At 62.6% G+C, this 24,159-nt stretch carries 15 protein-coding genes and 2 tRNA genes; 9 read left to right on the plus strand and 8 right to left on the minus strand.

Annotated elements, in window-relative coordinates:
* The first annotated feature begins 155 nt into the window (after window positions 1-155).
* From U5A65_RS41035 to U5A65_RS36580, 4 genes are all read left to right on the plus strand, one after another.
* Entirely contained in the window at window positions 156-827 is a 672-nt protein-coding gene (locus U5A65_RS41035) for a hypothetical protein (protein WP_415766269.1), read from the plus strand.
* Window positions 828-1,103: 276 nt separating this feature from the next.
* Entirely contained in the window at window positions 1,104-2,282 is a 1,179-nt protein-coding gene (locus tag U5A65_RS36570; protein ID WP_321949303.1) for a DUF4382 domain-containing protein, read from the plus strand.
* Window positions 2,283-2,996: 714 nt separating this feature from the next.
* Window positions 2,997-4,409: a hypothetical protein gene (locus U5A65_RS36575; RefSeq protein WP_321916202.1), complete on the plus strand. Its 1,413-nt coding sequence runs from the start codon at window positions 2,997-2,999 to the stop codon at window positions 4,407-4,409.
* Window positions 4,406-5,380 (plus strand): alpha/beta hydrolase, encoded by a 975-nt coding sequence (locus tag U5A65_RS36580; protein ID WP_321949283.1) that lies wholly within the window; start codon window positions 4,406-4,408, stop codon window positions 5,378-5,380. Before U5A65_RS36575 ends, U5A65_RS36580 begins: the two co-directional genes overlap by 4 nt.
* Before the next feature lie 79 nt (window positions 5,381-5,459).
* Here U5A65_RS36580 and U5A65_RS36585 read toward each other — a convergent pair whose 3' ends face one another.
* From U5A65_RS36585 to U5A65_RS36600, 4 genes are all read right to left on the minus strand, one after another.
* Entirely contained in the window at window positions 5,460-5,819 is a 360-nt protein-coding gene (locus U5A65_RS36585) for a hypothetical protein (protein WP_321916200.1), read from the minus strand.
* 304 nt (window positions 5,820-6,123) lie between these two features.
* On the minus strand, window positions 6,124-6,834 hold the full coding sequence (locus U5A65_RS36590; protein WP_321916199.1) for an amino acid ABC transporter permease: 711 nt from the start codon (window positions 6,832-6,834) through the stop codon (window positions 6,124-6,126).
* On the minus strand, window positions 6,831-7,562 hold the full coding sequence (locus tag U5A65_RS36595) for an amino acid ABC transporter permease (RefSeq protein ID WP_321916198.1): 732 nt from the start codon (window positions 7,560-7,562) through the stop codon (window positions 6,831-6,833). The genes U5A65_RS36590 and U5A65_RS36595 overlap by 4 nt, the downstream gene beginning before the upstream one ends.
* A 16-nt stretch (window positions 7,563-7,578) precedes the next feature.
* Entirely contained in the window at window positions 7,579-8,412 is an 834-nt protein-coding gene (locus tag U5A65_RS36600) for an ABC transporter substrate-binding protein (RefSeq protein WP_321949284.1), read from the minus strand.
* A gap of 473 nt (window positions 8,413-8,885) precedes the next feature.
* Here U5A65_RS36600 and U5A65_RS36605 point away from each other — a divergent pair, with 473 nt between their 5' ends.
* On the plus strand, window positions 8,886-9,395 hold the full coding sequence (locus U5A65_RS36605) for a hypothetical protein (protein ID WP_321916196.1): 510 nt from the start codon (window positions 8,886-8,888) through the stop codon (window positions 9,393-9,395).
* 33 nt (window positions 9,396-9,428) lie between these two features.
* Here U5A65_RS36605 and U5A65_RS36610 read toward each other — a convergent pair whose 3' ends face one another.
* A complete protein-coding gene (locus U5A65_RS36610) occupies window positions 9,429-10,172 on the minus strand; it encodes a pyridoxamine 5'-phosphate oxidase family protein (RefSeq protein WP_415766272.1) in 744 nt (247 codons plus the stop codon).
* Window positions 10,173-10,354: 182 nt separating this feature from the next.
* Between U5A65_RS36610 and U5A65_RS36615 the strand changes: the two genes are divergently transcribed.
* Together U5A65_RS36615 and U5A65_RS36620 are read left to right on the plus strand one after the other, a co-directional pair.
* Window positions 10,355-10,430, plus strand: a tRNA-Asn gene (locus tag U5A65_RS36615).
* Window positions 10,431-10,435: 5 nt separating this feature from the next.
* Window positions 10,436-10,511 (plus strand) — tRNA-Gly (locus U5A65_RS36620).
* Window positions 10,512-10,609: 98 nt separating this feature from the next.
* On the opposite strand, the gene U5A65_RS36625 is transcribed toward U5A65_RS36620, so the two are convergent.
* Window positions 10,610-10,912 (minus strand): hypothetical protein, encoded by a 303-nt coding sequence (locus U5A65_RS36625; protein WP_321949285.1) that lies wholly within the window; start codon window positions 10,910-10,912, stop codon window positions 10,610-10,612.
* A gap of 163 nt (window positions 10,913-11,075) precedes the next feature.
* Here U5A65_RS36625 and U5A65_RS36630 point away from each other — a divergent pair, with 163 nt between their 5' ends.
* Together U5A65_RS36630 and U5A65_RS36635 are read left to right on the plus strand one after the other, a co-directional pair.
* Window positions 11,076-12,383: an MFS transporter gene (locus tag U5A65_RS36630; RefSeq protein WP_321949286.1), complete on the plus strand. Its 1,308-nt coding sequence runs from the start codon at window positions 11,076-11,078 to the stop codon at window positions 12,381-12,383.
* A 240-nt stretch (window positions 12,384-12,623) separates the two neighbouring features.
* The gene (locus U5A65_RS36635; protein ID WP_321938662.1) at window positions 12,624-12,998 is read left to right on the plus strand and encodes a response regulator; all 375 of its coding nucleotides are present in this window, start codon (window positions 12,624-12,626) and stop codon (window positions 12,996-12,998) included.
* Here the strand turns inward: U5A65_RS36635 and U5A65_RS36640 are convergent.
* A complete protein-coding gene (locus U5A65_RS36640) occupies window positions 12,995-18,160 on the minus strand; it encodes an AAA family ATPase (RefSeq protein ID WP_321949287.1) in 5,166 nt (1,721 codons plus the stop codon). The two genes, U5A65_RS36635 and U5A65_RS36640, sit on opposite strands and share 4 nt — an antisense overlap.
* Complete coding sequence (locus U5A65_RS36645; protein ID WP_321949288.1) at window positions 18,157-24,156, minus strand: AAA family ATPase; 6,000 nt, start codon at window positions 24,154-24,156, stop codon at window positions 18,157-18,159. The genes U5A65_RS36640 and U5A65_RS36645 overlap by 4 nt, the downstream gene beginning before the upstream one ends.
* Window positions 24,157-24,159: the final 3 nt, after the last annotated feature.

Below are 24,159 nucleotides of genomic sequence, written 5' to 3' on the forward strand. Positions count from 1 at the left end.
TCTGGCTGTTCACTCCATTTAACATGCGTGCACCGGACGATAAAAGAAGTTAAAAACTTAAATCCCATCTTCAACGGCGGTATTGACTGGCCACGAATGCGTCCAACCAGTCGCGCATGCCCGGCACCGCCAAAGTGGCCTGATCCGCGAACCAGATGTTGGCCGCCACTCTTGCTGTGACGGGCCTGAACAGCAAAGCGCTCGAAAATCCCCCAATCAATAATTCATTGCGCATGCACTGTTGTGCAGCCGCCGCAAGCTCATTTTTCGCTAAAAAAATTACCAATTCTTCTTATATCTTTCGTGCCGAAAATTTTAAGGCAATTAACGTAAGTAATCGTGCACGAAGTAGCGAATTGGAGTTTCCGGAAATGCGAAATGGTGTCAATGCGGCGGCATCGGGAAATGGAGTGAAACAATATCCGCCGGTGGAAACTGGCTGGGGCATCGAGCGAGGTGAGCTTTTCCTGCTCTCGCGCAGCCGAATCTCCATCGCGATCATGCTGGCCGTTGCAGGGAGCTTCGCATTGGGCAGCGGCTCAGTTCGAGCGAACGGCGGTAACGGCGCCACTGTCCTGGGCGTTGGACTGAGTGGTACAGGCGGCACGGACGGCAGCCCATCGAGCGCCACGGGTCAGGACGGCGCCGCGGGTGGTGCACCGGCCACGACAGGTCCGGTTGCGTACCGTCCCGCAGTGGTCGGTTATTCCGTCACTCCGCTGCTCAACGCGGAATATGGCTTCAGCGTTCTCGATCGCCTGCAGGAGCGCGTTGGAGACGTGGCAAGCGTCGATTCGGCGGAACCTGCACACGGCAACGGTGTGTGAGGCCGCATTGGCGGACAGAATCTCGACGCCGACGCAGGCGAGCGATTCTCCACCGACGAGCGTACGTTCTTCGCGCGGCGACTTCGCCGTGACAGTCGGCCGTCGTTGCGGGTCGCGACGACGGATCTCGAGCACACGTCTCGTGCTGTACAAAGGCTCGCAACGAACTTTAAACAGCGAGCACAAAAATTACCAATTGTTTCAATGTCGCAAGATAACTTGCAACCCGTCGAGCGTATGCTTCGCGCACCAGGGACAAAACAAAAGGTGCTCGATATGAACGGCATGCATAAAACACTAATGGCCGCTGTTTTCGGGGCGGCCGCTCTCACGGCTTGCGGCGGTGGAGGCGGCAGCAGCAGTAACAGTAGCGGCGGCAACCCGACCGGCACCGTGAACGTCCAGATGACCGACGCCCCATCGTGCGGCTTCGACCACGTCTACGTAACGGTGAGCCAGGTCGGCATTAACGCAAGCTCGAGCGCCGGCGACAACGACAGCGGATGGACCAACATCACGCTCGCTGCCCCGCAGAAAATCGATCTACTTTCGCTGACGAACGGCACGATGGCGACGCTCGGTCAAGCAACCCTGACCGCGGGCCAATATCAGCAGGTACGGCTTGTCCTTGCCCAGAACCAGGGGAACACGGTGGCCAATTCGGTCGTGGTGTCGGGAACGACCAACGAACAGCCACTGGCGACGCCAAGCGCAACCCAAAGCGGCCTCAAGATCATTCGCCCCTTCGACGTGGCCGCGAACTCGACCGTCGATCTCGTGCTCGACTTCAACGCCTGCAAGTCAGTCGTTCAGAAGGGCAACGGCTCGTATGCGTTGAAGCCGGTGATTACCGCCACGCCGACGACCGTCACAGGCTTGATTGATGGCTACGTCGCAGCGGCCGAAGCTGGCGCTACGGTGTATGCCGAGCAGAACGGCAAGGTGGTGAGCGGCACGGTGGCGGACAGCACAGGCCACTTCGTGTTTTCGACGCTGGTCCAGAGTTCGACCAACGGCAACTACGATATCGTGATCGTGCAACCCAACGAGACAACGGGGATCATTTCGTCAGTGCCTGTCGTCGTAGGCGCTACGACCCACGTGTCAACGGCAGGCCAACCCATTGCGCTTCCCGCCTCGGCGATGAATACCGTGAGCGGCACCGTCACGGTGTCGGCGGATGCCAGTGTGCGTGCGATTCAGACCACATCAGCGGGCGTCTACGAAATCGCAGCGGCGAATGCCAACCTGGACACGGGCGTCTATACAACGAGCCTGCCCGTTGCGGCGCCGATGGCCGGCGCCTATAACGGAACACTGCCCGTTAGCCTGACCGCGGTGACCTCAGCGGCGGGCCAGTACACAATCGAAGCGGATGCGGCTTCCGGCACCACGCAATCGACGGCCGTCAACGTGACGAGCGGCAGTCAGACCAGCGTGAATTTCACTTTCTGATAACGGCAGGAATAACGAAGGGGCGAATCGCCTCTTCTCTTCGGGGGACGGTCATGAAAAGAATCATCATCGCTTTGGCGATTGCTTCCGGCACACTGGCCGGGTGTGCCGTGTACGTGCCGGGCGAACCCGCCGTGGCCCCGCCGCCGCAAGGCGGTCCTGGCAACGGGTTCTGTCCGCCCGGACAGGCCAAGAAAGGAAACTGCTGAGACGATTCTCTTGTATGCGGGAAAGGTGCCGAGGGCCATGTCTGAGGCGAGACCGAACCGCCGCGCGGAGAACCAGTCACGTGTCTCCAGATATGGCGACGCGCAGTAACGAGCCCGGCACCGTGCCCATCAAAAGTGTGTGCGGTAGCGTACAGACACGATGTAACCCCGGCACCCCGGCAACCGTATAAGGCGTTATAACCATCCCAAGGACTTTCCATTTTGCGAAGATCGCTGCGCGCAATGCAAGGACCTCATTCGATAACAGATATCGTTAGGAAACCTTGACGAATGCGTTGGCGCAATTCTACTTTGGATGAGCATCCCGAGACTTTAAAAATTCAAACGCTCTCTCGTTGAACGCTCGAGAAGCCCGCGGCCCAGTTTTCCCACCCTTACGTCGAACGCCCGTTGCGTCCCAGCTGTTTGACCAAGTCGGTTGACAGCCGGCGGAAAGCCTCTGGCGCGGAAATTCAGATCAATGTCTCCCATTTAGGAGAGTGACATGGCATGCATCGAGTCCGACTACTTCGTGACAGGAACGGGCGCTACCGCCATGGCATTCGTCGACACGCTGCTCACCGAGTCGCCCGATGCGCGAGTCGTGATGGTGGATCGCCACCACCGTCCCGGCGGCCATTGGAACGACACTTATTCGTACGTGCGGCTGCACCAGCCGTCTGCCTGGTATGGCGTGGCCTCGCGTGAACTGAGCGACTGGTCGCATGAAGCGACGGGCTTTAACGAAGGGATGCTTGGGCTTTCCTCGGGAGCCGAGGTGCTCGCGCATTTTGAGCAGGTAATGAAACAGCGCTTCATGCCCTCTGGCCGCGTGCAGTGGTTCCCGAAATGCGATCACTTCGCGAGCGAAGGCCGCACGCACCGCTTCCGCTCGCTGCTGACCGGCGCCGAGCACGAGGTGCGCGCGCGGCGCAAATGGGTGAATGCCACGCATGCGAAAACCGAGGTGCCGTCCACTCACCCGCCAAAATACAGCTTGGCCGCGGGTGTGCAGTGCATTGCCTGCAACGAATTGCCGAAGGTTACGCGGCCGTACTCGTGCTATACCGTCGTCGGCTCCGGCAAGACCGGCATGGATGCGTGCATCTGGCTGATCGAGAACGGTGTGCCGCACGAGCGCATCCGCTGGATCATGCCGCGCGACGCATGGGTGATGGATCGTGCCAACATGCAGCCCGGCCCGACCGGCTGGCGGCGTTATTTCGAGAACAGCGTGGTGCAATTCGATGCGATCCGCGACGCACGCGACGTCCCCGACCTGTTCCGGCGACTCGAAGCGGGCGGCGCGCTCATGCGGATCGACCCGGCCATCGAACCCACGACCTACCGCTGCGCACTCGTTTCGCGAGGCGAGATGGCCCAGTTGCGCAAGGTTGGTGAAATCGTTCGGCTGGGCCGTGTGCGCGCAATCGAGCCGTCGCGCATCGTGCTGGAGAAAGGCGAACTCAGCGCCGATCCTGACACGCTGTACATCGACTGCACGGCCTGCGCGATCCAGCCATTGCCGGGCGTACCGGTGTTCCAGGAGGAAGCCATCAACCTCCTGATGGTCCGCTGGTGCCAGCCGCTCTTCTCGGGCAGCGTGATCGCCTGGGTCGAGGCGCACATGGAAAATCTGCAGGAACAGAACGCGATGTGCATGCCCGTGCCCGTGCCCGAACTGCCGATCGATTACCTACGGATGTGGCTGCCGACGCTCGCCAATGCCGCGCACTGGCAGCAGAACCCCGACTTGAGCGCCTGGCTCAGACAGTGTCGCCTCAACGGGCAGGTTGTGATTCTCAAAGGTGTGGAGTTGGACGCTGCCGTGCAGGACCTTCTCAAGACCGTCGGGGCCAAAGCTTCGGATGCGGCGCAGTGCATTGCGCAATTGCTGGCAACAGCGGAGGCAGCGTGAGCGGCCCCCGCGAGCTGCAACTCGAAACGCTACAGGTCGGTGCCATCCGCATGCGTGTCGCGCTGCAGGGCGCTGGGCCACTCGTGGTGTTTTGCCACGGATTTCCGGAGTCGTGGGTATCCTGGCGCGCGCAGATGGCTGCGGTCGCGGACGCTGGCTATCGCGCCGCGGCGCCGGACATGCGCGGCTACGGCGGCACCGACGCGCCGGCGGACCCCGCACAGTACACGATGCTGCACCACGCAGGCGACATGGTGGAACTGGTCCGCGTCCTTGGTGCCGATACGGCGGTGATCGTCGGCCACGACTGGGGAGCGCCTGCAGCCTGGAACAGTGCGTTGCTACGGCCCGATGTCTTCCGCGCCGTCGTCGGCCTGAGCGTACCGTATGTCCCGCCCGCGAAAATCGACCTGCTGACGGCACTCGAACGGCAGGGTGTGACGACCTTCTACATGCAGTACTTCCAGCGAGAGGGTGTGGCCGAGGAGGAACTTCAAGCCGATGTCGAAGCGACCCTACGCCGCGTCACGTTCAGCATGTCGGGCGACGGCCCGGGCCGCATGGTCGCAGGCATCCTCGCGCCGGGCGCCGGCCTCCTCGATAACACCGTGGACCCCGACGTCTTGCCGGGCTGGCTTCTTCAGGACGACCTCGACTATGTCGTCGGTGAGTTCCGGCGCACCGGCTTCCGTGGCGGATTGAACTGGTACCGCGCGATCCGCCGGAGCGCGGAATTGCTCGCCCCCTGGTATGGTTGCCCAATTCGTCAACCTTCGCTCTTCATTGGCGGCTCGCGGGACGATGTACTCAGGTTTCCCGGCATGCAGCAGCGTGTCGCCGCGTTGCCGCAAGTGCTGCCGGGTTTGCGCGGCGCTCACGTGCTGGAAGGCGCAGGCCACTGGCTGCAGCGCGAGCGCGCCGAGGAAGTGAACCGGTTGCTGCTCTCCTTCCTGAGCGAACTCGACGGATGACCTGCACAATCGCGCGACATGGAAGCGCCAGCGCCGACAAGCGACTTCTGTCAGCGCAACCGCAAAACCACGCTTGACGCTATTGCCCGGGGGCTTGCGGCGGGTCACATAGCCTGGCCACGCATCGCCAGAACTCGTGCTCGTGCGGTGCGTTGTCGAAGAAGCCTGGCGTTGCCTGCCACAAGGAGGCGCTTTGAATTCGCCCTTCCGGGGTTTTGCAGTCGTTGGCTGCTTGCTCAACCGATTTTGCTGCGCCATCAAGACAGCGCGGATCACCTTGTGAGCACATTGCCGCGGCCTCTTTTTCGCAGGCAGCAAAAGCACAACCCGCAGTGAGATACAGTGCGGCTGCCATTATTTGCGCCGCAATTTTAATCGGGAAATGCGTAAAAAGACGCGGGTCTGGAATAGCCCACTGCTGCGTGGTCTGGACGTTCACGGTAGCCTCCCTCGGCGTATTCGCCATTCACTGCATTCACAACGATGGGGAGAAAAGACCTGAGTAGTCCGGCGATGGCCTGACCGTTGAGCATGCATCGGACAGGATTATTATTTGTTATCCTAAGTGATTTTCGTATTCTAGTTCGCCGCACTTACGTATCAATTAAACTGAAATTTACGGATAGCAGAAAAGGCGCTGACCGTAGGCTTTCCGCGCCGCCGGAATCGTTGAGTTTTGGATCGGGAGCTTGGCGTGCCGCCCTCCTCACCCCTCATAGGGCGAGCGCCTTTAACCCGGCGAACTACAATGGCGCGCCTTTACACCCATGCAGCCCCGGCAGCTTGCGCCGCACGAGCAGCGCATTGGCCCCCCACTGCAGCGCACCGCACAGCAGCAGATAAACGAGCCCGACGAACAGGAAGATCTGCGCCGGATACACCAGCAGCCGGTTATTGAGTTGATTGGCGAGGAACGTGAATTCCGGCACGCCGACGATATAGGCGAGCGACGTATCCTTGATCAACGCCACCCACTGATTGACGAACGACGGCATCATCACGCGCACCGCTTGCGGCAGGATGACTTCGCGTAATGCCTGCCAGCGCGTCAAGCCAAGCGAAAGCGCGGCCTGCCGCTGCCCTTCGCTGATCGACGTGATGCCCGCATAAACCGAATGCGACAGATACGCGCCGCCAATCAGCGCCAGCGCACACACGACGGTCGCGAGGCCCGGAACGTCGACGTGCAGCAGGATCGGCATCAGGAAGAAAGTCCAGAAAATCAGCATGAGCACAGGTATCGCGCGAAAGAACGCGACGCCGGCGGTCAGTGCGAGACGCACGGCGCCTCGCGTCATGGCGAGCGCAACGCCAAGCGCGAGTCCGATCAACGCCGCGAGCAGCGCGGATATCACGGAGAGCGCAATCGTCAGCGCAATGCCGCCCAGCGGTCCAGCCGGAAACGCGCCGAGCATCAGGTAGCGCAACGCAGGCAGCCACTCGAATCCGTTCACGCGCGGCCTCGCTGCAAACCGCGCAGACCGGCGCGTTGCCACAACACCAGCGCGACCTCGATCACCGCGATAGCCAGCACATAGAACATAGTGGCCGTGCCGAATGCCTGAAACGTCCTGAAGCTTTCCGTATCGACCTGACGCGACATGTACGACAGCTCCCCAACGCCAATCGCCATCGTCAGCGACGAGTTTTTTATCACGTTCATGTATTGGCCGGCGAGCGGCGGTGTCGCAATGCGCAACGCCTGAGGGAGGATCACATAGCGCAGGGTCGCGTAACGGCCCATGCCGAGCGCCGCAGCGGCATGCCACTGTGCGGGGTTCACGCCGCGCATGCCGGCCAGGAACTCTTCGCCGATGAACGCCGTGGTGTAGCAGGTCAGTCCGACCCAGCCCGCGAACAGTTCGAAACTCGGCCAGCGCAGCGTGAGCGGCCCGAACGTTGCCAGGTGCGGCGTGTTAAGCCAGTCCATCAATCCGGACGGCAACACAGCCGCGGCGCCGAAATACCAGAACAGCAGTTGAACGAGCAGCGGCGAATTGCGGAAGACGAACACGTAAAGCGCCGCCACCCGCGCAATTGCACGGGTAGGGGCGCTGCGCGCGACCGCCAGCAAAAAACCCAGCGGCGTCGCGAACGACGCCGCGCAGGCGGAGAGCATCAACGTAACGAAGAAACCCTGTTCGAGCCACGCAAGATACTTCGGTTCAAGCCAGTTATGCATGAATCAACCGCGGCGCTCAACTGTTCTTTTGCGGATCGCCGATCTTGAAGAGACGGGGCAGCGGCGCCGCACTCTTCGGGCCGAACCACTTGTCATAAATCTGCGCGGCTTCGCCGTCGGTTTCCAGGTGCGTCAGCGTGCTGTTCACCGCATCGAGCAAACGCGTTTCGCCTTCGGGCACGCCAACGCCTTCGTAATCGTTCGAGATCGTGAACGGGGAAATCTCATAGTTCGCCTTGTCCGGCGCGCGTGCAAGCAGCGCGACGAGTTTCGGACCGTCCTGCGTAATGGCTTGCACGTTGCCCGTGCGCAGCGCGGCGAAAGCGAAAGGCGTGTCGTCGTAGGCGACGATCGTTGCGCTCGGGAATTTCGCGCGCACCTGCTGTTCGTTGGTCGTGCCTTTGTCTGCGCCAATGCGCAGGCCATTGATCTGTTCCGCAGACGTCAGCACGCCCTTCTTCGCAATGAACTGGGTGCCGGAAGCAAAATACGGGGTGCTGAAATCCACCTCCTTCTTGCGATCGTCGGTAATCGTAAAGTTGGCGAAGACCAGATCGACCTTGCCCGACTTCAGAAACGCAATGCGATCGGCGGGGTTGGTGGGTTGGATTTCGAGCTTCACGCCAAGGCTTTTGGCCACGGCGCGCGCGTAGTCCACGTCGAGCCCGACGATCTGATTGTCTTTCTGATCGACGAAACCGAACGGCGGGTTGCTGTCGAATGCAGCCACGCGCAATACGCCCGCGCGCTTGATATCGTCCAGACGATCCGCATGCGCGGTGGTCGATGCCACGACCAGAAGTGCCGTCAACAGTGCGCCTGGCACTGCGCCCCAGATGCTGCTTTTCATTATTGAGTTTCCTTCTTCTTTTGTTGCCCTTGCGCTGCCACACTGAATATTCGCGCTGGCGAAGTACGCAGGCTATCGGTATGACGCGCACGAAGGAACCAAGCATTTCTCAGATCGAAAGCGCTACGGGCGATATGGACCGCTGGGACAGTGCTGCATTCGCGGGGTGCTCCACGTTATAAGCACCCGGATATAGCGACGTAGCGACCCGATTCGCTCGACAGGAAGCGGAAGTCATGTTGACGCACGCCGCTTCACACATGTGACCTGCGTCGCAACTCTTGCCGGGTAAATCGCCGCGACCCGGTAATGTCGACTATCGCCCATGTCGTCGATGCGTATTTCTTTCGCGCGAGAAACCTAAATGTGAATGCGTTGCGAAGTGCTTACAAATTCAAGGGCTTATCTCCCTTGACCTGGGCACAGGGGCTGCTTACGCTCGACCAGGGACTTTGCTCTCAGGTTCTTCATCGATGAGCCACCTGGTCGGGCCGCGCAGTCAGATTCAGACTGCAGCCATGCCCGCTGCAAAGCCCGGCTTTTCTGCATTTTGGGGGACTTTTATGTCTTACCGCCGCTGGACCTCTCCTGCCGAGACGGCAGAATGGATCATCCTCGTCGGCGCAGCGTTCGCCGTGCTGGGCGGGTGGATCCCCTGGATGGGCCACGCGCCTTACTACTTCGTTGCCGGCGTTGCATTGATCGGCGCCGGCATCCTCATGCTTTGGAACCGCTCCGCGGGACTCTGGTGGTATTTCGCCATGTTCGCCGCTGCCGTGATCTGGTCGATCTTCAAGGTTGGGCTGGATGGCTGGAGTCTTCTGCCGCGGCTCCTCGTGCTCGCCCTGATCGGCATCGGGATAAGCCTCGTCATTATCACCAGCACTTCGACAGTTGGCCGGCCGCTACGCGTAGCGGCCATCATCACGGCGGTGATCTACGCCCTCGCCATTGCCAGCATGCTCTGGTCCGCCATCTACTGAGCGCGACCGCGAGCTTCCCGTTTGTCCTGGCCGTCACGTTGCCCAGGCCTTCACATACGCGGGCGCCTCGCGCTCCGGCGTTGCCGTGTCGGCCTCGGGCGGCAACGGTGCGAGCGTGAGTGGCAGCACGCCTGCCCAGACGGGCCGGTCCATGTCCTCCTCGTCGTCCTTCGGGCCGCCCGCGCGGATCTTCGTCACGGACTCCGCGAGCGCAATGCGCATGACCGTGGTCGCCGCCAGCTCCTTGCTATTGCCCGCGCGCACTTCATGCCTGCGCCCCGGCGCAATGTGCTCCATGAAGGCGTCCAGCACGGCAGCCTTGTGCTCATGGGCCACCACCTCGAATACGCCGTAGATCACCGCGGAACGATAGTTCATCGAATGATTGAACGCCGAGCGCGCTAGCACGAGCCCATCCAGATGCGTAACGGTCACGCAAACCTGGGCGCCTTCGGCTGCGAGGCGCAACATGCGGCTGCCGTTCGAACCGTGAATGTAGAGATAATCGCCCTCGCGCCAGCATGCGGTGGGAATGCAATGCACGCCGTGCTCGTCGGCGAACGCCACGTGGCAGACGTAGGCTTCGTCAAGAATCGCGTGCAACGTTGCCGCGTCGTAGTGCGCGCGTTGCGCGACCCGGCGCACGCGCGTGCGTTGCGAAGGTGCCGCGCTGGTGTCGGCGGAGGATTCGTTGACGGCATCGGCGAGGGACATCGTTGTGCTTCCTCTACGGTTGGGGTTGAGATGCCGTCTACGATAGTCAAGCTGTGGCCCCATGGGTAGATCCAGACTTCCATTGCGCAATGGAGCCACGAGCGGGCCAAACCTTCTCCGCGAGTAGGTAATACACCATAAACCGTTAGATTTCTACCTTACTTGCCCGCAAAGGCCCTTGTTGAAATTTGTCAGGAAAAAGCTGCAACTTCGAAAAATCTCCTGTACAATCCGGCCTCCTTGATTCCCCGATAGCTCAGTCGGTAGAGCGCCGGACTGTTAATCCGTAGGTCCCTGGTTCGAGCCCAGGTCGGGGAGCCAGACATGCGGGAGTAGCTCAGTTGGTAGAGCGCAACCTTGCCAAGGTTGAGGTCGCGAGTTCGAGACTCGTCTCCCGCTCCAGCACCCAGGCGGGCCATCCGCCTGCGATCGAGGCAGCAAGTCGGCGCACTTGCCCTTGCCTTACGGTAGTGAAGACCTCAAGCACGTCCCCTGCCCAATCAGCGAAGTCGCTTCGATCTGTCCGCCATGCCGGATGCGGTCGCCTTCAATGAGCCACGCCTGTGTCGCGAAGTTGCCGATAACAACGTCGCGCGCTCGACATCCCAGCCTTTCGCACCATTGCAGTTAGTTGCCAGCGCAACGACATTGAGCGTGCCCTGTTCGGGCACACGTAGCCCGACGCGCTCGGTGCAGGCGTTTTGAAACGCAATGTCCCGCTGCACTTCCACTCCATCAACCTGCACTGCGCCGTCGCGCAACAACGCGCGCTCGCTCGATGCGCTTCTCTGTCTTTTGTACACGACCCAAAGCGCCAACTCCGCCTGCCCCGCGGCGGGAATAGTGCGAATCGCTCAGGTGTTTTGATGGCCTGGGACGTTATCGGAGCCGAGGTCGGTTCATCGCTCGCCCATTGCGCCCGCGCGCACCGAACGTGCCCTCCATCAACCCAACCTGGCCTCGCCGATGAATTCCCTAAATTCGCCTCAAATTCCCTTCGTGCCGCACCGCCCGCTAGCGGGTAGCGATCACCGCACGCTCACATTAGCCGCGCTTGGCGGCGCACTCGAGTTTTATGATTTCGTCATCTACGTATTTTTCGCCGCCGCCATCGGCCAATTGTTCTTTCCCCCCACGATTCCCGACTGGCTGCGCCAGATGCAGACCTTCGGCATTTTCGCGGCAGGCTACCTCGCGCGGCCGCTCGGCGGCGTGATCCTCGCGCATTTCGGCGACCTGGTCGGGCGCAAGCGCATGTTCACGCTGAGCGTGATGTTGATGGCGCTGCCCACGCTCCTCATGGGCCTGCTGCCGACCTACGATGCCATCGGCATTGCCGCGCCTGTCCTGCTGTTGTTGTGCCGCGTGCTGCAAGGCGCCGCCGTGGGCGGTGAGGTGCCGGGCGCATGGGTCTTCGTTTCCGAGCACGTGCCGCCTCGCTATATCGGCTATGCGTGCGGCCTGCTCACCGGTGGCCTGACGCTCGGCATCCTGCTCGGCTCGTTGCTCGCCTCAGGCATCAATCATCATTATTCGCAGGCGGAAATCGCCGCCTACGCATGGCGCATTCCCTTCGTCACTGGCGGCCTGTTTGGCATTCTCGCGGCCTTCTTGCGGCGCTGGCTCAACGAAACGCCGGTATTCGTCGAGATGAAGGCACGCCGCTCGCTCGCCACCGAAGTGCCGCTCAAGACCGTGCTGCGCAAGCACGGCCGCGCTGTAGTCGTCTCGATGCTGCTCACGTGGACGCTCACCGCCGCGATCGTCGTCGTGATCCTGATGACACCCACGCTCGTGGCGAGGCGCTTTCCTATCGACGCCGCCACCGCGCTACAGGCGAATTCGGCGGCAACGTTCTGCCTGACTATCGGCTGCGTGGTGGCGGGATCGATTGCGGGCCGCATCGGCACGCGGCGCACGATCTTCGTTGGATGCCTGCTGCTCGGCGCATCGTACTTCGCGATGCTCCGGCACCTTGCCGTCGATCCGGGCGCGCTGCTGCCGCTCTATGCCGTAGCAGGCTTTTTTGTCGGCGCGGTTGCGGCAATTCCTGTGGCAATGGTCAACGCCTTTCCGCCCGCCGTGCGCTTTTCCGGCATCTCGTTCTCGTACAACGTGGCCTACGCGGTATTTGGCGGCCTCACGCCCGTTCTGGTTTCGCTGATGCTGAAGTGGAACCCGTCCGCCCCCGAGCTCTATGTGGCCGCGCTGTGCGTCATCGGCGCGTTGACGAGTCTTGCGCTGCCTCGCGCGTCCGGCGCCACGGCAAAATAACTTTCCATTCCGAAATGACTCGAAATGAATCACCGGTAACCTGCGCGGCCTGCACGCTCATTACGTGCACCGCGCAGCGTTCTCTCCAGCAAGCACACGCATGGTTGCCGGTGTTGTAAATAATCACACCCGCTATACAAGCGTATGATTCCGCCCGGCGAATTCCGTCATTACTATCAGCGCTGTCGACCCGCGCTGGAGTGCTGGTCCATCGCGCCGTTGTTGCTCAGGAGATCATGCGTGTCCGCCGCTCATCACGTCTGTGTGGTCGACGACGATCAGTCAGTTCGGCTTGCACTTGCCAGCTTGCTTCGTTCGCTCGGCTATGAAGTCGAAACCTTCGAATCGGGGAATGACCTCCTGCGATGGCTTGCGCACAATCGCACTGCGTGCGTCGTCTCCGATCTCCAGATGCCCGGCATGTCCGGCCTGCAAATGTTCGAGGGCATGATCGACATGGGCGTCGATGCGCCGTTCGTGCTCATCACGGCGTATCCGACTGCCGAAGCCGAGGCGCGGGCCATGTCGATCGGCGTTCGCGCGTTCCTCACCAAACCGGTCAGCGCACAGGCGCTGGCCATGCACGTCAAGCAGGCGGTGAATCGGGCCGGCTAGCGCTCGAGCGCCGCGTTTCCCCCCGCCGCTTCAAACGCGGCGGCGAGCGAGAAAACGAAACGCGCGCCATGCGGCGTGTTGGGCTCGAACTCCAGCGTGCCGCCATGCCGCTCGATAATCGAACGGCAGATCGACAAGCCCAAACCCATGCCCGTTGCCTTGGTCGTCACGAACGGCTCGAACAGCGACCCCTCGACGCAGGCTTGCAGCCCAGGCCCCGAGTCGGCCACGGTGATTTCCGCCCGGCCGCCGCCCACATGGCGACTGGAAAGTTCGAGTACGCGGGCGCGCGAATCGACGCCGGCCATCGCCTCCACGGCGTTGACAATGAGATTGAGCGCGACCTGCTGAACCTGCACGCGATCGCCCTTCACGAAGAACTCCGGCGCGATGGCGTTATCGACTTCGACCTGGTGATTCTCGACTTCCGCGCCCGCAAGCAGCAGCGCTTCGGCGACCGCGCGCCTCAAATCGAACACGGTTAGCGTGGGCGGCGCGTTCTTCGCCAATTCACGTATGCCGTGAATGATGCTCGATGCACGCAGGCTCTCGCCCGCCACGAGCGTCAGCATCTTGCGCGCCTCCTCGAGTGCGGGCGGTTCGCGCTCGAGCCAGTGCACGGCCGCCGAGGCCGATGAATGAATCGCGCTCACAGGCTGACTGATTTCGTGCGCAATGGATGCCACCAGTTGGCCCATGGTCGTGAGGCGCGTCACGCGCGCAAGCTCGGCCATGGCGTTGCGCAACGCTTCCTCCGTATGCGCGATGCGCTGATTCTGCTCCACGAGATCCTGATAGAGGCGCGCGTTTTCGAGTGCGATGGCGGCCTGTGCGCCGAGCACGGAAAGCACGGCGATCTTGTCCTCGGTAAATGCGCTTTCGCTAAGCCGGTTCTCCAGAAAGATCACGCCCACCAGACCGCCTTGTTTGAGCAGCGGCAGGCAGAGTACCGACTTCGCCTGGGTCCTTCGCACATAGTCATCGCGCGTATAGCCGCCCTCTGTCGCGGCGCTGCCGAGCGCGAGCGGCTGCCCCGTGCGGATCGCCGTGCGAACCAGCGTAAGCGGCAAGTCCTCGCTCGAAATCTCGCGCCGCACGACATTGACTTCGGCGAGTTCGGCGCGCGTCACGGCCTCCGCATGAATCTGCAAGCCGCCCTCGTCGTTCAGCGCGAGCACGCAACGCTGGGCGCCTGCGTGCTCGAGCGTCACGAGCGCGAGCGTTTCGATCAGACGGCTCAGCACGATTTCGCTGGACAGCGCGCTCGAAGCCTTGATGATCGCAGCAATATCGAGCTGTTGCGACGGGTAGTCGAATGCCGGCATCGGCGCAGCGGCCGACGGCTCCGTTTTCAGGCCTCGCTCCGTCATGGCGCGCACCTTGGCGTTCGCGCCCCACCATGCATAGGCATGCGAAGCATCGCGCAAGTAGGCGTCGGCAATCGTGCCGCGCCCTTGCTGGCGATGAAATCCTGCCGCGAGTTCGCACGCCAGCGCCTCGACATGCAGAATCCGCCGTTCGTGGGCGTGACGAATCGCCTTGTTGTAGAGGTGCTCCGCTTCGCGGGCGCGGCCGTCGAGCCGCGCGATCTCGGCATCGACGAGCGCGGCCCGGCCCGTGAGATTCGCGGGACCGACGTGCGCCCATGCGCTCAGCGCCGCGCAATGCGCGTCGAGGGCTTCACGGTGTGCGGCCCGTTCGTGCTGCGTCGCTGCCATTTCGCACAGCTTCGCGCGCGTGAGCGCGCCAAAGAAGCGATATTCGATCAATTCGAGGAACATTCTCGACGCGCCGATCGATCGCCTCGCCGCCACCTCTGCCTCGAGCGCCGCTTCGAAATCGCCGGAAATGAAGCTCGCCTGCAGCATGCACGTCCAGTAGGCAAAGCCAACGCTCGTGTTATTCGCGCGCACCGCGTCGATGTCCCGCTGATATTCCTCGTCGCCGGCATGATCCGCCGTGTCGCGCCGCCCCGCGTCGCCCAGTTGTTCGACAAGCTGGATCTGCGCGCGGAAAACGCCGGAATACAGAAAGAAACGCGACAACCTCGCAACGTTCAGACCGTTCTTCGCCTCCGCGAGAACTTCGTCCAGCGGCCGGCCGGCGAGAAGCAGCACGCTCACGACATTACGCGCGCCCGACACGTCGAATACCAGATCGCCGTCCGCTTTCGCCACCTTCTTCGCTTGCTCGATATACGGCATGGCGTCCTGGGCCGGCCGGCTCCACGGAATCACGAGACTGCCAAAGCGCATGTAGATGCGCGCCTTGTAGCGCGAGCGCTTGCAACGATCGACCACGTCGACGGCCAGTTGCGCAAACTCATAGCCCGTCCTGTAGTCCCCATAGCGCTCGGCAAACACGAGATTCAGGCAAACGAAACCATACGCCGCGGAATCGGAAAGACCATGCCGCAAACTCAGCAAGGCCAGGTTCAGCAGAATCACGTCGAGCAGATTGGCATTGAAAAAGAGCGCGGGCGGAATGAGATCGGCGAGCACATCGAGCGCGCAGCGCCACACCGGGTCTTCGACCCACGCGTTTTCGCCAAGCTGGGCAATCGACCTGTCGCCCAACTCGCTGCGCAACTGCCGATAAAGGCGATCGACTTCACTGTCCGACGGGCGCTCTTCGATGTTGACACCGAGCCGGGCCAGAAAGTCGAGCCCCGTGGTCAGCGCCTGAATTTGCCGGTTCTGCGCGGTTTGCAGGCTCGCCGTCAAGCGCGTCAATTCCGCCCGCAGCGCCATGCTCACCGGCTTGCGGCCGAGCGCCGCGAGCCGCGCCTCGGCGGGCGCGAGCGTGCCGATCAAGCACTCCACGTCAGCCCGGTGAAATTCCGTCCATTGTGCCGTGTCTTCGTCGGTGCTTTCGTCGATCAGCGCCGCCGCCGTTTCGAAATAGACCAGCGCCGACGTGTACGCGGTCGCCGCCTTCGCACGTTCCCCCGCGAGCAGATTGAGGTAGGCAAAGCGCTTGCGCTCCTCGGGCGAAACGACATGCGAAGCCCCACGATTGATCTGATTCGCGACGACGAAAAGTTCGTCGCTCGGCTCGTCCTCGCGCAAACGCGTGGCGAGCCTGCGCCCGATCTCGAGGTGCAGGGCCGCTTGTTCACTTTCGCGCATCGAAGCGTAGGCGGCCTCGCGAATGCGGTCGTGCGTAAAGCGCAGCCTGTCCGCATCGCGGTCGATGAGCGAAGCGTTGATGGCCTCGCGCAGGCTTGCCTCCAACGCTTGCTTCGTGAGGCTTGCCGCCGCCGCGAGATCGGCGATCTTCGCAGCGGCTCCCAGACAGGCAAAGACCTGCAACGCGTCACGCGCGGCCTCGCCCAGCCGTGCGAAGCGCAGCAGCATGAGGTCCGCTACGTTGTCCGAATACAGCTTGGCGCGAATGCGATCGACGTCGCGCAGGCGCAACGCGCCCTTTTCCTCGAATTCAATCAGCCCTTCGCTCGCGAGTTCCGCAGCCAGCTGAATCGTGAAAAACGGATTGCCACCCGTCTTTTCCCGAATGATGTCGATCACCGGCAGCGACGCGTCGAGCTTGCAGCCCAGCGTGTCGCCAACGAGGCGCGCCATGTCGCCGCGGTCAAGCGGCTCGACTGCAATGACCTGATGCCGGTCTTTGGTCTCGGCAATGAGCCGCTCGAGCGCATGCCCCGGCGTCACTTCGTTGCTGCGAAACGCTGCGATGAGCATGACATGCGAGAGGTCGCTGTCGCGGGTCAGATAGTCGAGGACCGTCAGCGTGCCTTCATCGACCCACTGCATGTCATCGAAAAACAGCACGAGCGGGCGCTCGGGCTGCAACACGCTTTTGAGCAGATCGGCAATTGTGCGCAAATAAACCGCTCTGTCGACATTGAATTGCGTTTCGTCGTCGCTCGACAGAGTGCCCAGTATCAGTTTCAGGTCGGGCAAAAGGCCATAGAGAATTTCCGCGCGAGCGCCCATGCACGCCGTGAGGCGATTGCGCGTCGCGGTGAAGCTCGCGTCCTCCTGACCGAGAATCGGGCGGATGAGCCGCTCGAGCGCGCGGGCCAGCGCCCCATAAGGTTGGGTCGAATCGAGCTGTTCGCACACGCCTCGCGCATACGAGATCGATGTCGTGCCGATTGCGCTTGCCCATTGATCGACCAGCGCGGACTTTCCGCTACCCGAATAGCCGGCGACGAAGACCAGCTCGACCGCGCCGCTCGTGCTCACGCGGCGCAAGGTTGCGTCGAGCGCATCCATCTGGCCACGGCGGCCGTATAGCGCCCCGGCGTGCCGGCTGATCGCAACGCTTGCGTGCAAGTCCAGCGGAAACACGGCGGCGGCATTGCGCTCCGGCCCGGCGTTCAGGCAGCGCATCAAGTCGGCCAGCAGCCCGGCCGCTGACTGATAGCGGTCGTTGGGATTCTTGGCGAGCAATTTCATGACGACCGCTTCGACCTGGCGCGGCAATCCAGGCGCGTAAGCGGAAGGACGCATGGGTTGCTTGGCGAGCTGCGCATGCGCGAGCGCCATTCTGTCGACGCCCGTGAACGGCAGCACGCCGGTGAGCATTTCGTAGAACAGGCAGCCCAGCGAATAGAGGTCGGCGCGACAGTCCAGCAGGCGCTCCATCCGGCCGCAAAGTTCGGGCGCCATGTATTCGATCGCCCCGCTGCTGGCACGATGAAGATTGGTTTCGCGGTCCGAACGATCGGCCATCATCGCGTGACCAAAGCCAAGGAGGCACGCCGATTCGTCGGCGTTATCGAGCAGAATACAATCGGGATTCAGGTCGCAATGGACCAGCCCGGCTTCATGCAGCGATTCCACGGCGGTGGCAATCGCCATTGCGGCGCGCAGAAAGCGCTCGAGCTTTTGCGGCGAACGCCAGCGCGCGCGCAAGAGCGTGCCGCCGGGGTCGCGCAGCGCGAGCGCAACGAAGCCGTTTTCCCGCAATAGCGCATAGGGCCGTGCAGCCCACGGCGCCGCGAGGCGCGTGCGCAACGCATAAGCGTGCTCTAACCGCGCGCACCGCTCGTGCTCTTTCGGGCCGTCCTCCGTCACCATGAACAGCACGTGCGCGCCTTCCTTGTTCACGCCGCGATAGAGCGCCGGCGGCCCCGCGACCAGTTGCGTGACATCGTAATCGGCGAGTTGGTCGAGAATGGGCGCGTAATGGCTCATGCGGTCGTTCCGTTCGCGCGTGCCGCGACAGTGCCTTCGGCGCCGCTTCCTGCCGCGCGAAGCTCGAAGCAGAACGTCGCGCCCGCGTCCTGATTATTGAACGCCCAGATCGAACCGCGATGTTCCTCGATGATCGAGCGGCAAATGGACAGGCCAAGCCCCATGCCGTCCGACTTCGTCGTGAAGAACGGCTCGAATAGCCGCTCGACGATATCGGCATCGATACCCGTGCCCGAATCGCACACACACACGCGCACGGACTCCGCGCCAGCGAATTCGGCCGAGATTTTCAGCACCCGCGTACTGCCCGGACACTTCAGGATCGAATGCATGCCATTGAAGATCAGGTTCATGACCACCTGCTGGATCTGGATCTTGTCGGCGGCCACCTTGGGCAAACCGTCTTCCGACACGACACGCAGGCGAATGTTGTTCTTTTCCATTTCCTGCCGAACGAGTGCAACGACTTCACTGACGGTTTGCGTCAAATCGATCGCGGCGCGATTCGGGCGCTCCTTGCGCGCGAGCGCGCGCAGGCGGTTGATCACTTCGCTCGCGCGGTCCGCGTCGCTCACGATGCGCGCGAGATTGTTGCGCGCTTCGGCAACCGAAGGCACCGCGCGGTCCAGCCAGCGCATGCCCGCCTCGCCATGCGTGATGATCGCCATGAGCGGCTGCTTGAGGTCGTGCGCAAGCGATGCCGTCAATTCGCCCAGCGTCGACACGCGCGTGACGTGCGTGAGTTCCGCCTGCGCGCGCAACAGCGCGTTTTGCGCCTGGTGAATTTCGGTCATGTCGGCAAGGGCGCCGACGTATTCCACGGCACGGCTCGCCGAAGCGATTGGTCTCGCCACCATGCGCAGGTACTTCACCGCGCCCGTTTCCACGCGCACGCGATACTCGGCCTCGATGATCGACGCGCCTGCCTCCCCCTCGCACAGCGCGCGCCTCACCTGATCGACGTCGTCGGGATGAATGCGTTCCAGCATGAGATCCATATGCGGCCGCGAGGGTTCGTCCATTTCGAGGATCCGGTAGGTTTGCGCGGAGCACGTCAAGTCGCGCGATTCGACATTCCAGCCAATGCTGCCGATATTGCTGAGGCGCTGGGCTTCGGAGAGATACATCTCGCCGCGCCGCAACGCGTCTTCGAAGGCGCGCCGGTCCGTGACATCGATCGTCGCGCCGATATATTCGCGCGCACCGCTCTCGTCGCTCGACCACGGCCGGAAAATCACCTGCAGGCGGCGCACGCTGCCGTCGCTTTGCCGTGTCGAGAATTCGTGGCTATGCATGCCGTCTTCGCAAATTGCGTTGACGAAGACTTCCTTGAAACGCAGGCGGTCCGCCTCCAGCACACGCTCGAGGCACATTTCGATGGTCGGCCGCTCGCACGTGAATTCCACGCCCCACAGCTCGTAATTCTCACGCGACCACAGCAATTGGCCCGTGGTCGTGTTCCAGATCCAGGTACCCGTCTTGCTGATGCGCTGGCCCTCTTCGAGGAACGCCTCGCTGCGCCGCAGCCGCGCTTCGGTTTGACGGCGCTCCACGTTCTCGCGCTTGAGCGCGGAATAGAGCCGTGCGTTCTCGATGGAAATGGCGGCCTGGGCGGCCAGCATGTTCATGAGGTTGATGCGCGCGAGATCGAACACATACGGCGTGACGCTGTTCTCCATATACAGCACGCCAACCAGCCCCGCGTGGCGCAACAAGGGCAGGCAGAGCAGCGAACGGCAGCGGCCCTCGCTCAGGTAACGGTCGTCGCGGAAGTCGTTCGGCTCCGCGCCGTCGTCGATGACGACGTTCTCGTGAACCCGCATGACATGGCGAATCACGGTAAGCGGGACCGCCGACTCGCACAGGCCCATGTCGCTCGCTTCCACGGTAATGCCGTTTGCCCTGGAACCGGCCTGGGCCACGATGCGAAAGCTCTCGCCCGACCAGAGAATGAGCAGCGCACGCTGCGCGCCGCTGTGGCGCACGGCAATCTGCATGAACGCCTGCACCAGCTTGTCGAGGTCGATCTCGCTTGAAACGGCCTGGGACAACTGGACCATCGCGGCGACATCGACCGTTCCCTGTGGCGCCGCGTGAGCGCCGGAACTGCGCGCGGCAGGCGCACCGTCACGCAGATGGTGAAAGGCCTGCTCGAGACTGCGCACCTTGGCGTCGGCGCCCCAGCGCGCATAGGCGTCGCGAGCCGAGCGCAAACACGCCTGGGACACCGAAACTAAACCGCGTTGCCGGTAGAAGTGCGCCGAGCATTCGCGCGCCATGGCCTCATAGTGCGGCTGCCCATTCTCACGCGCCAGTTCGATCGCGCGCTCGTATTCCTGCTCGGCCTGCGCATAATCGCCCACGAGCCGCGCATATTCGGCCGTGACGAGCGCGCAGCGGCTGCCGAAGTTCTCCGGTGCGCTATGTGCCCATGATTCAAGCCGCTCGATGGCGCCGATCAGTTCGCGCTCCATCAATTCGTGCGCGGCTTCCTGCCCGGCTTCCTGCGGCAATTCGTCGATCACGCGCACGAGCGCAAGCGCCCGCAAAAAGTAGTACGTCACCTCGATCGGCATGGCCATCACCGCGCCGAGCAGTGGCTCGATCTCTCTTGCGCGCGCAATCGTGGCAGCGAAGCGGCTGTGCAGAAAGTCCAGCTTCATTTCCATGATCGCCGCATAGGCGATGCCGCAGCCGAACTGGCTCTCACGCACGAACGAGACGAGTGCTTCGTGCGTGGAGGCAATGCCCAGGTCTGCCGCATCGACGCCCTGCAAGCGCAACAGGAACATCAATTCGAGTTCGATCGTGACGCTGATGGTCTTGTTGCGCAGTTCGTTCGCAAAGCGCAGATTCTCGCGGCACAGGTTAGTCACCTCGTTGAGGTGCTCGCCGCGCTCATAGGCCTGCCAGATACTCTCGAACGCGATATAGCCCGCGTAGATGAAGTCGCCCGCTTCGACGCACTGGCTCATCGCACGGCCCAGCACCGGAATGGCCGCGCGAAACGGCCGCCGCCAGATCAGGATATGGTCGCCGTGCAAATGCAGCAGCGTGCCGCTCAAACGCGGTTCGCCATAGCGCTCGTTCACGGCAAGCGCAAGCTCGGAAAAGCGCAACGCAAGATCGAAGTCGCGCGTGGTGCCGACCAGCAGCAGCGCGTAGATGGCGTACACATAGCCTGCCAGCCGCGTGTTGCCATGCGCGAGGCACAACTCGGCTGCCTTGAGCACGAGAATCGGGAACAGCTTTTGTACGCCGATATACGCACTCGGAATCGCGTCGATGATGAGGCCGATCACGGCCTCGTGCATGGGGTCGTCGAGGCAGCCGCGCGTAAGCAGCGCCGCGACCCGGTGCGGCGGGCACAATTCGCGCAACGCCGCGAGCTTTTGCGCGACTAGCGCATCGTCAATGGCTTCGCCCTGCACCTCGACATTCAGCAACGAAAGCGCGCTGAGCGTCGTTTCGACCGCCAGACGATAGTCGCCGGACGCCTGGTGAATGCGGATTTCCATGCGCAGCGCGCTAGCGCGCTTGAGCAGACCGCCCGCACAATCACACGCCTTGCGCGCCGTTTCCAGCGCCTGGCTGAAACCGCCGGTGAGGTACTCGCATTCCGCCATGTCGAGCAGCAGCCGGAATACGTCGATACGCGCCTCGCTCACGCCGTACTGCTCGATAAGCTTTTCCGCCTGGGCGAAATACTCGCGCGCGGAACTCCACGCAGCCGCCGCTTTCGCCACGTTGCCCGCCAGCACGTCAAGCTCCGCAAGTCGCGTGCGGTCGGCTTGCGAAAGAATGCGCTGCGCGCGGTTCAGGTGGCCGACCACCTCGAACACTTCGGCCGTGCTCGGGGCCGTCGGCATGGCAAAGAGCAGGTTGGTGCCGATCTGCGCGTGCGCGAGTTCGCGTGCCGTTTCGCCGAGCATCGCGTACGAGGCTTCCTGCACGCGGTCGTGCGCGAAGCGGTAGGCTTCCCCCTTGCGCGACACGAGGCCCGCCGTCTCCGCTTCGCGCATCGTCGCCAGCACGCGGCGGCTATCGGTGCCGAGCACGCGGGAGAGCGCGCCCACGCGCGCCGTTCCCCCCACGCACGCGAAAACCGCCAGAACATGCTTCGTTTCATCGTTCAGGCGCGTGAGACGCAGCGTGAGCAGGTCGACCACATTGTCGGTGTAGCCCTTGTCGCGAATCTTGTCGATGTCCCACGTCCAGCCCACGCTGTACGCGTCCGGCACGATGAGCCGGTCCTGTATCAGCTCGCGCAGGAATTCGATCGTGAAGAACGGATTGCCGCCCGTCCTTTCGAAGATCACCGAAGCGAGCGGCGCGACGGCCTCGGGCGGCTCGACCAGCGTCTCGGCAATCATCGTCACGATGTCCGCGAGCGTGAGCGGCAACAGGCCGATCTTTTCGGTCACCTTCCTGCCGAACAGAATGCCGTTGAGCCGTTCGCTCGCCACCCGCGAGCGGCCCAGATCGATGCTGCGGTGCGCGAGCACGAGCAGCAGGTGCTTCAGTTCGGCGTCCGTTGCGAGGCCATCGATGATTTCCAGCGTGCCGGAATCGAGCCATTGCACATCGTCCAGAAAGAGCACGAGCGGCCGCTGCTTGTCCGAAAACAGCATGAGAAAGCGCTTGACGACCAGCAGAAAACGGTTGGTCGCTTCCTGCGGCGGCAGGGTTTCGATTGCGGGCTGCGGCCCCACCATCGCGCCGATTTCCGGCACCAGATTGACGATCAGTTGGCCGCCCTTGCCCACGGCTTCCTCGAAGCGCCCCTTCCATAGCGCGATTTCCGGGCCGGTCTTTCTGAGCAGCGGGCGCACGAGCCCGCGCAGCACCTGGACAAACGCCGCATACGGCACATTGTCGTTGTACTGATCGAATTTTCCGAGCGTGAAATGCACGCCGGCCGACCCGATATTGCGTTTGAATTCCTCGATGAAAAACGTCTTGCCGACGCCGGGCTCGCCCTCGACGATCACCGCCATGGCGTCGCCGGTCTGGCGCACGCGTTCCAGCGCGCCGTGCAGCTGTTCGAGTTCGCGCTGCCGCCCGTACGTACGCATGGGAAACACGGCCTGCGATTGACGGTCGCCCCGGCCGAGCAGTGCGGGCGATATCTGTGCGCCGTAGGTCATTTCATCGAAGCAAAGCTGCAGGTCGGCCTCGACGCCCGCCGCACTCTGATAGCGGTCGTCGGCGGCTTTCGCCAGCAGCTTGTTGATGATGAATTCGATCTCGGGACGGATTTCAGGAACGAGATTGCCGAGCGGCCGCGGCGTACTCACGAGATGCGAATAGACCCATTCCTCGCGCTCGCGCGCGTCAAAGGGCAACTGCCCGGAGAGCAGTTGGTAAAGCAGCACGCCCAGCGCATACAGGTCGCTGCGCGGATCGTTACGCTGGCTCGCGGCGCTGGTGCGCTCGGGCGCGAGATACGGAAGCTGGCTCATGGGCACGATACCGATCTCGCCGCCGCCCGCGTAGCTGCCCTCGATACCGCAAGCGCTGCCGAAGCCCGTGATCCACACGCGCTGCTCGCGATCCACGAACAGGTTGGCGGGGCTCAGGTTGTGATGAACGAGTCCATGCGAGTGCATGTCCTTGAGCGCCGAGGCGAGCGACACCGCGAGCGCAAGAAAGCGCCGCAGCGAGCGGCCATGCGCCATGTCGCCGCTGAGCGATGCCCCCTCGCAATTGTGCAGCGTGAGCAGAAACTGGCCGCCCGAACGAAACAACTCGCGCGGACGAATGCCCCATTGCGCGTCGATCGATTCGCGCAGACTGTATTCTTTCTCGAACGATGCGAGGAGTTCACGCGAAGCGCGTGCCTCGAACGGCGCTTTCACGATGAGCGGCTGTTCGCACGCCTCGGTGCTCACGCGGTATAGCACCAGGTCGTCGTCGCGATGAAGCCGTTGCGCGCAGGTAATGCGCCCGTGAATTTCCGCGGCGCCTGTCGCCTCCCAGCCCGGGATCTCTGCCATCGA

Origin of the sequence: Paraburkholderia sp. J10-1 (genome assembly GCF_905220165.1) — a bacterium.
In the GTDB taxonomy this organism is placed as follows: Bacteria; Pseudomonadota; Gammaproteobacteria; order Burkholderiales; family Burkholderiaceae; genus Paraburkholderia.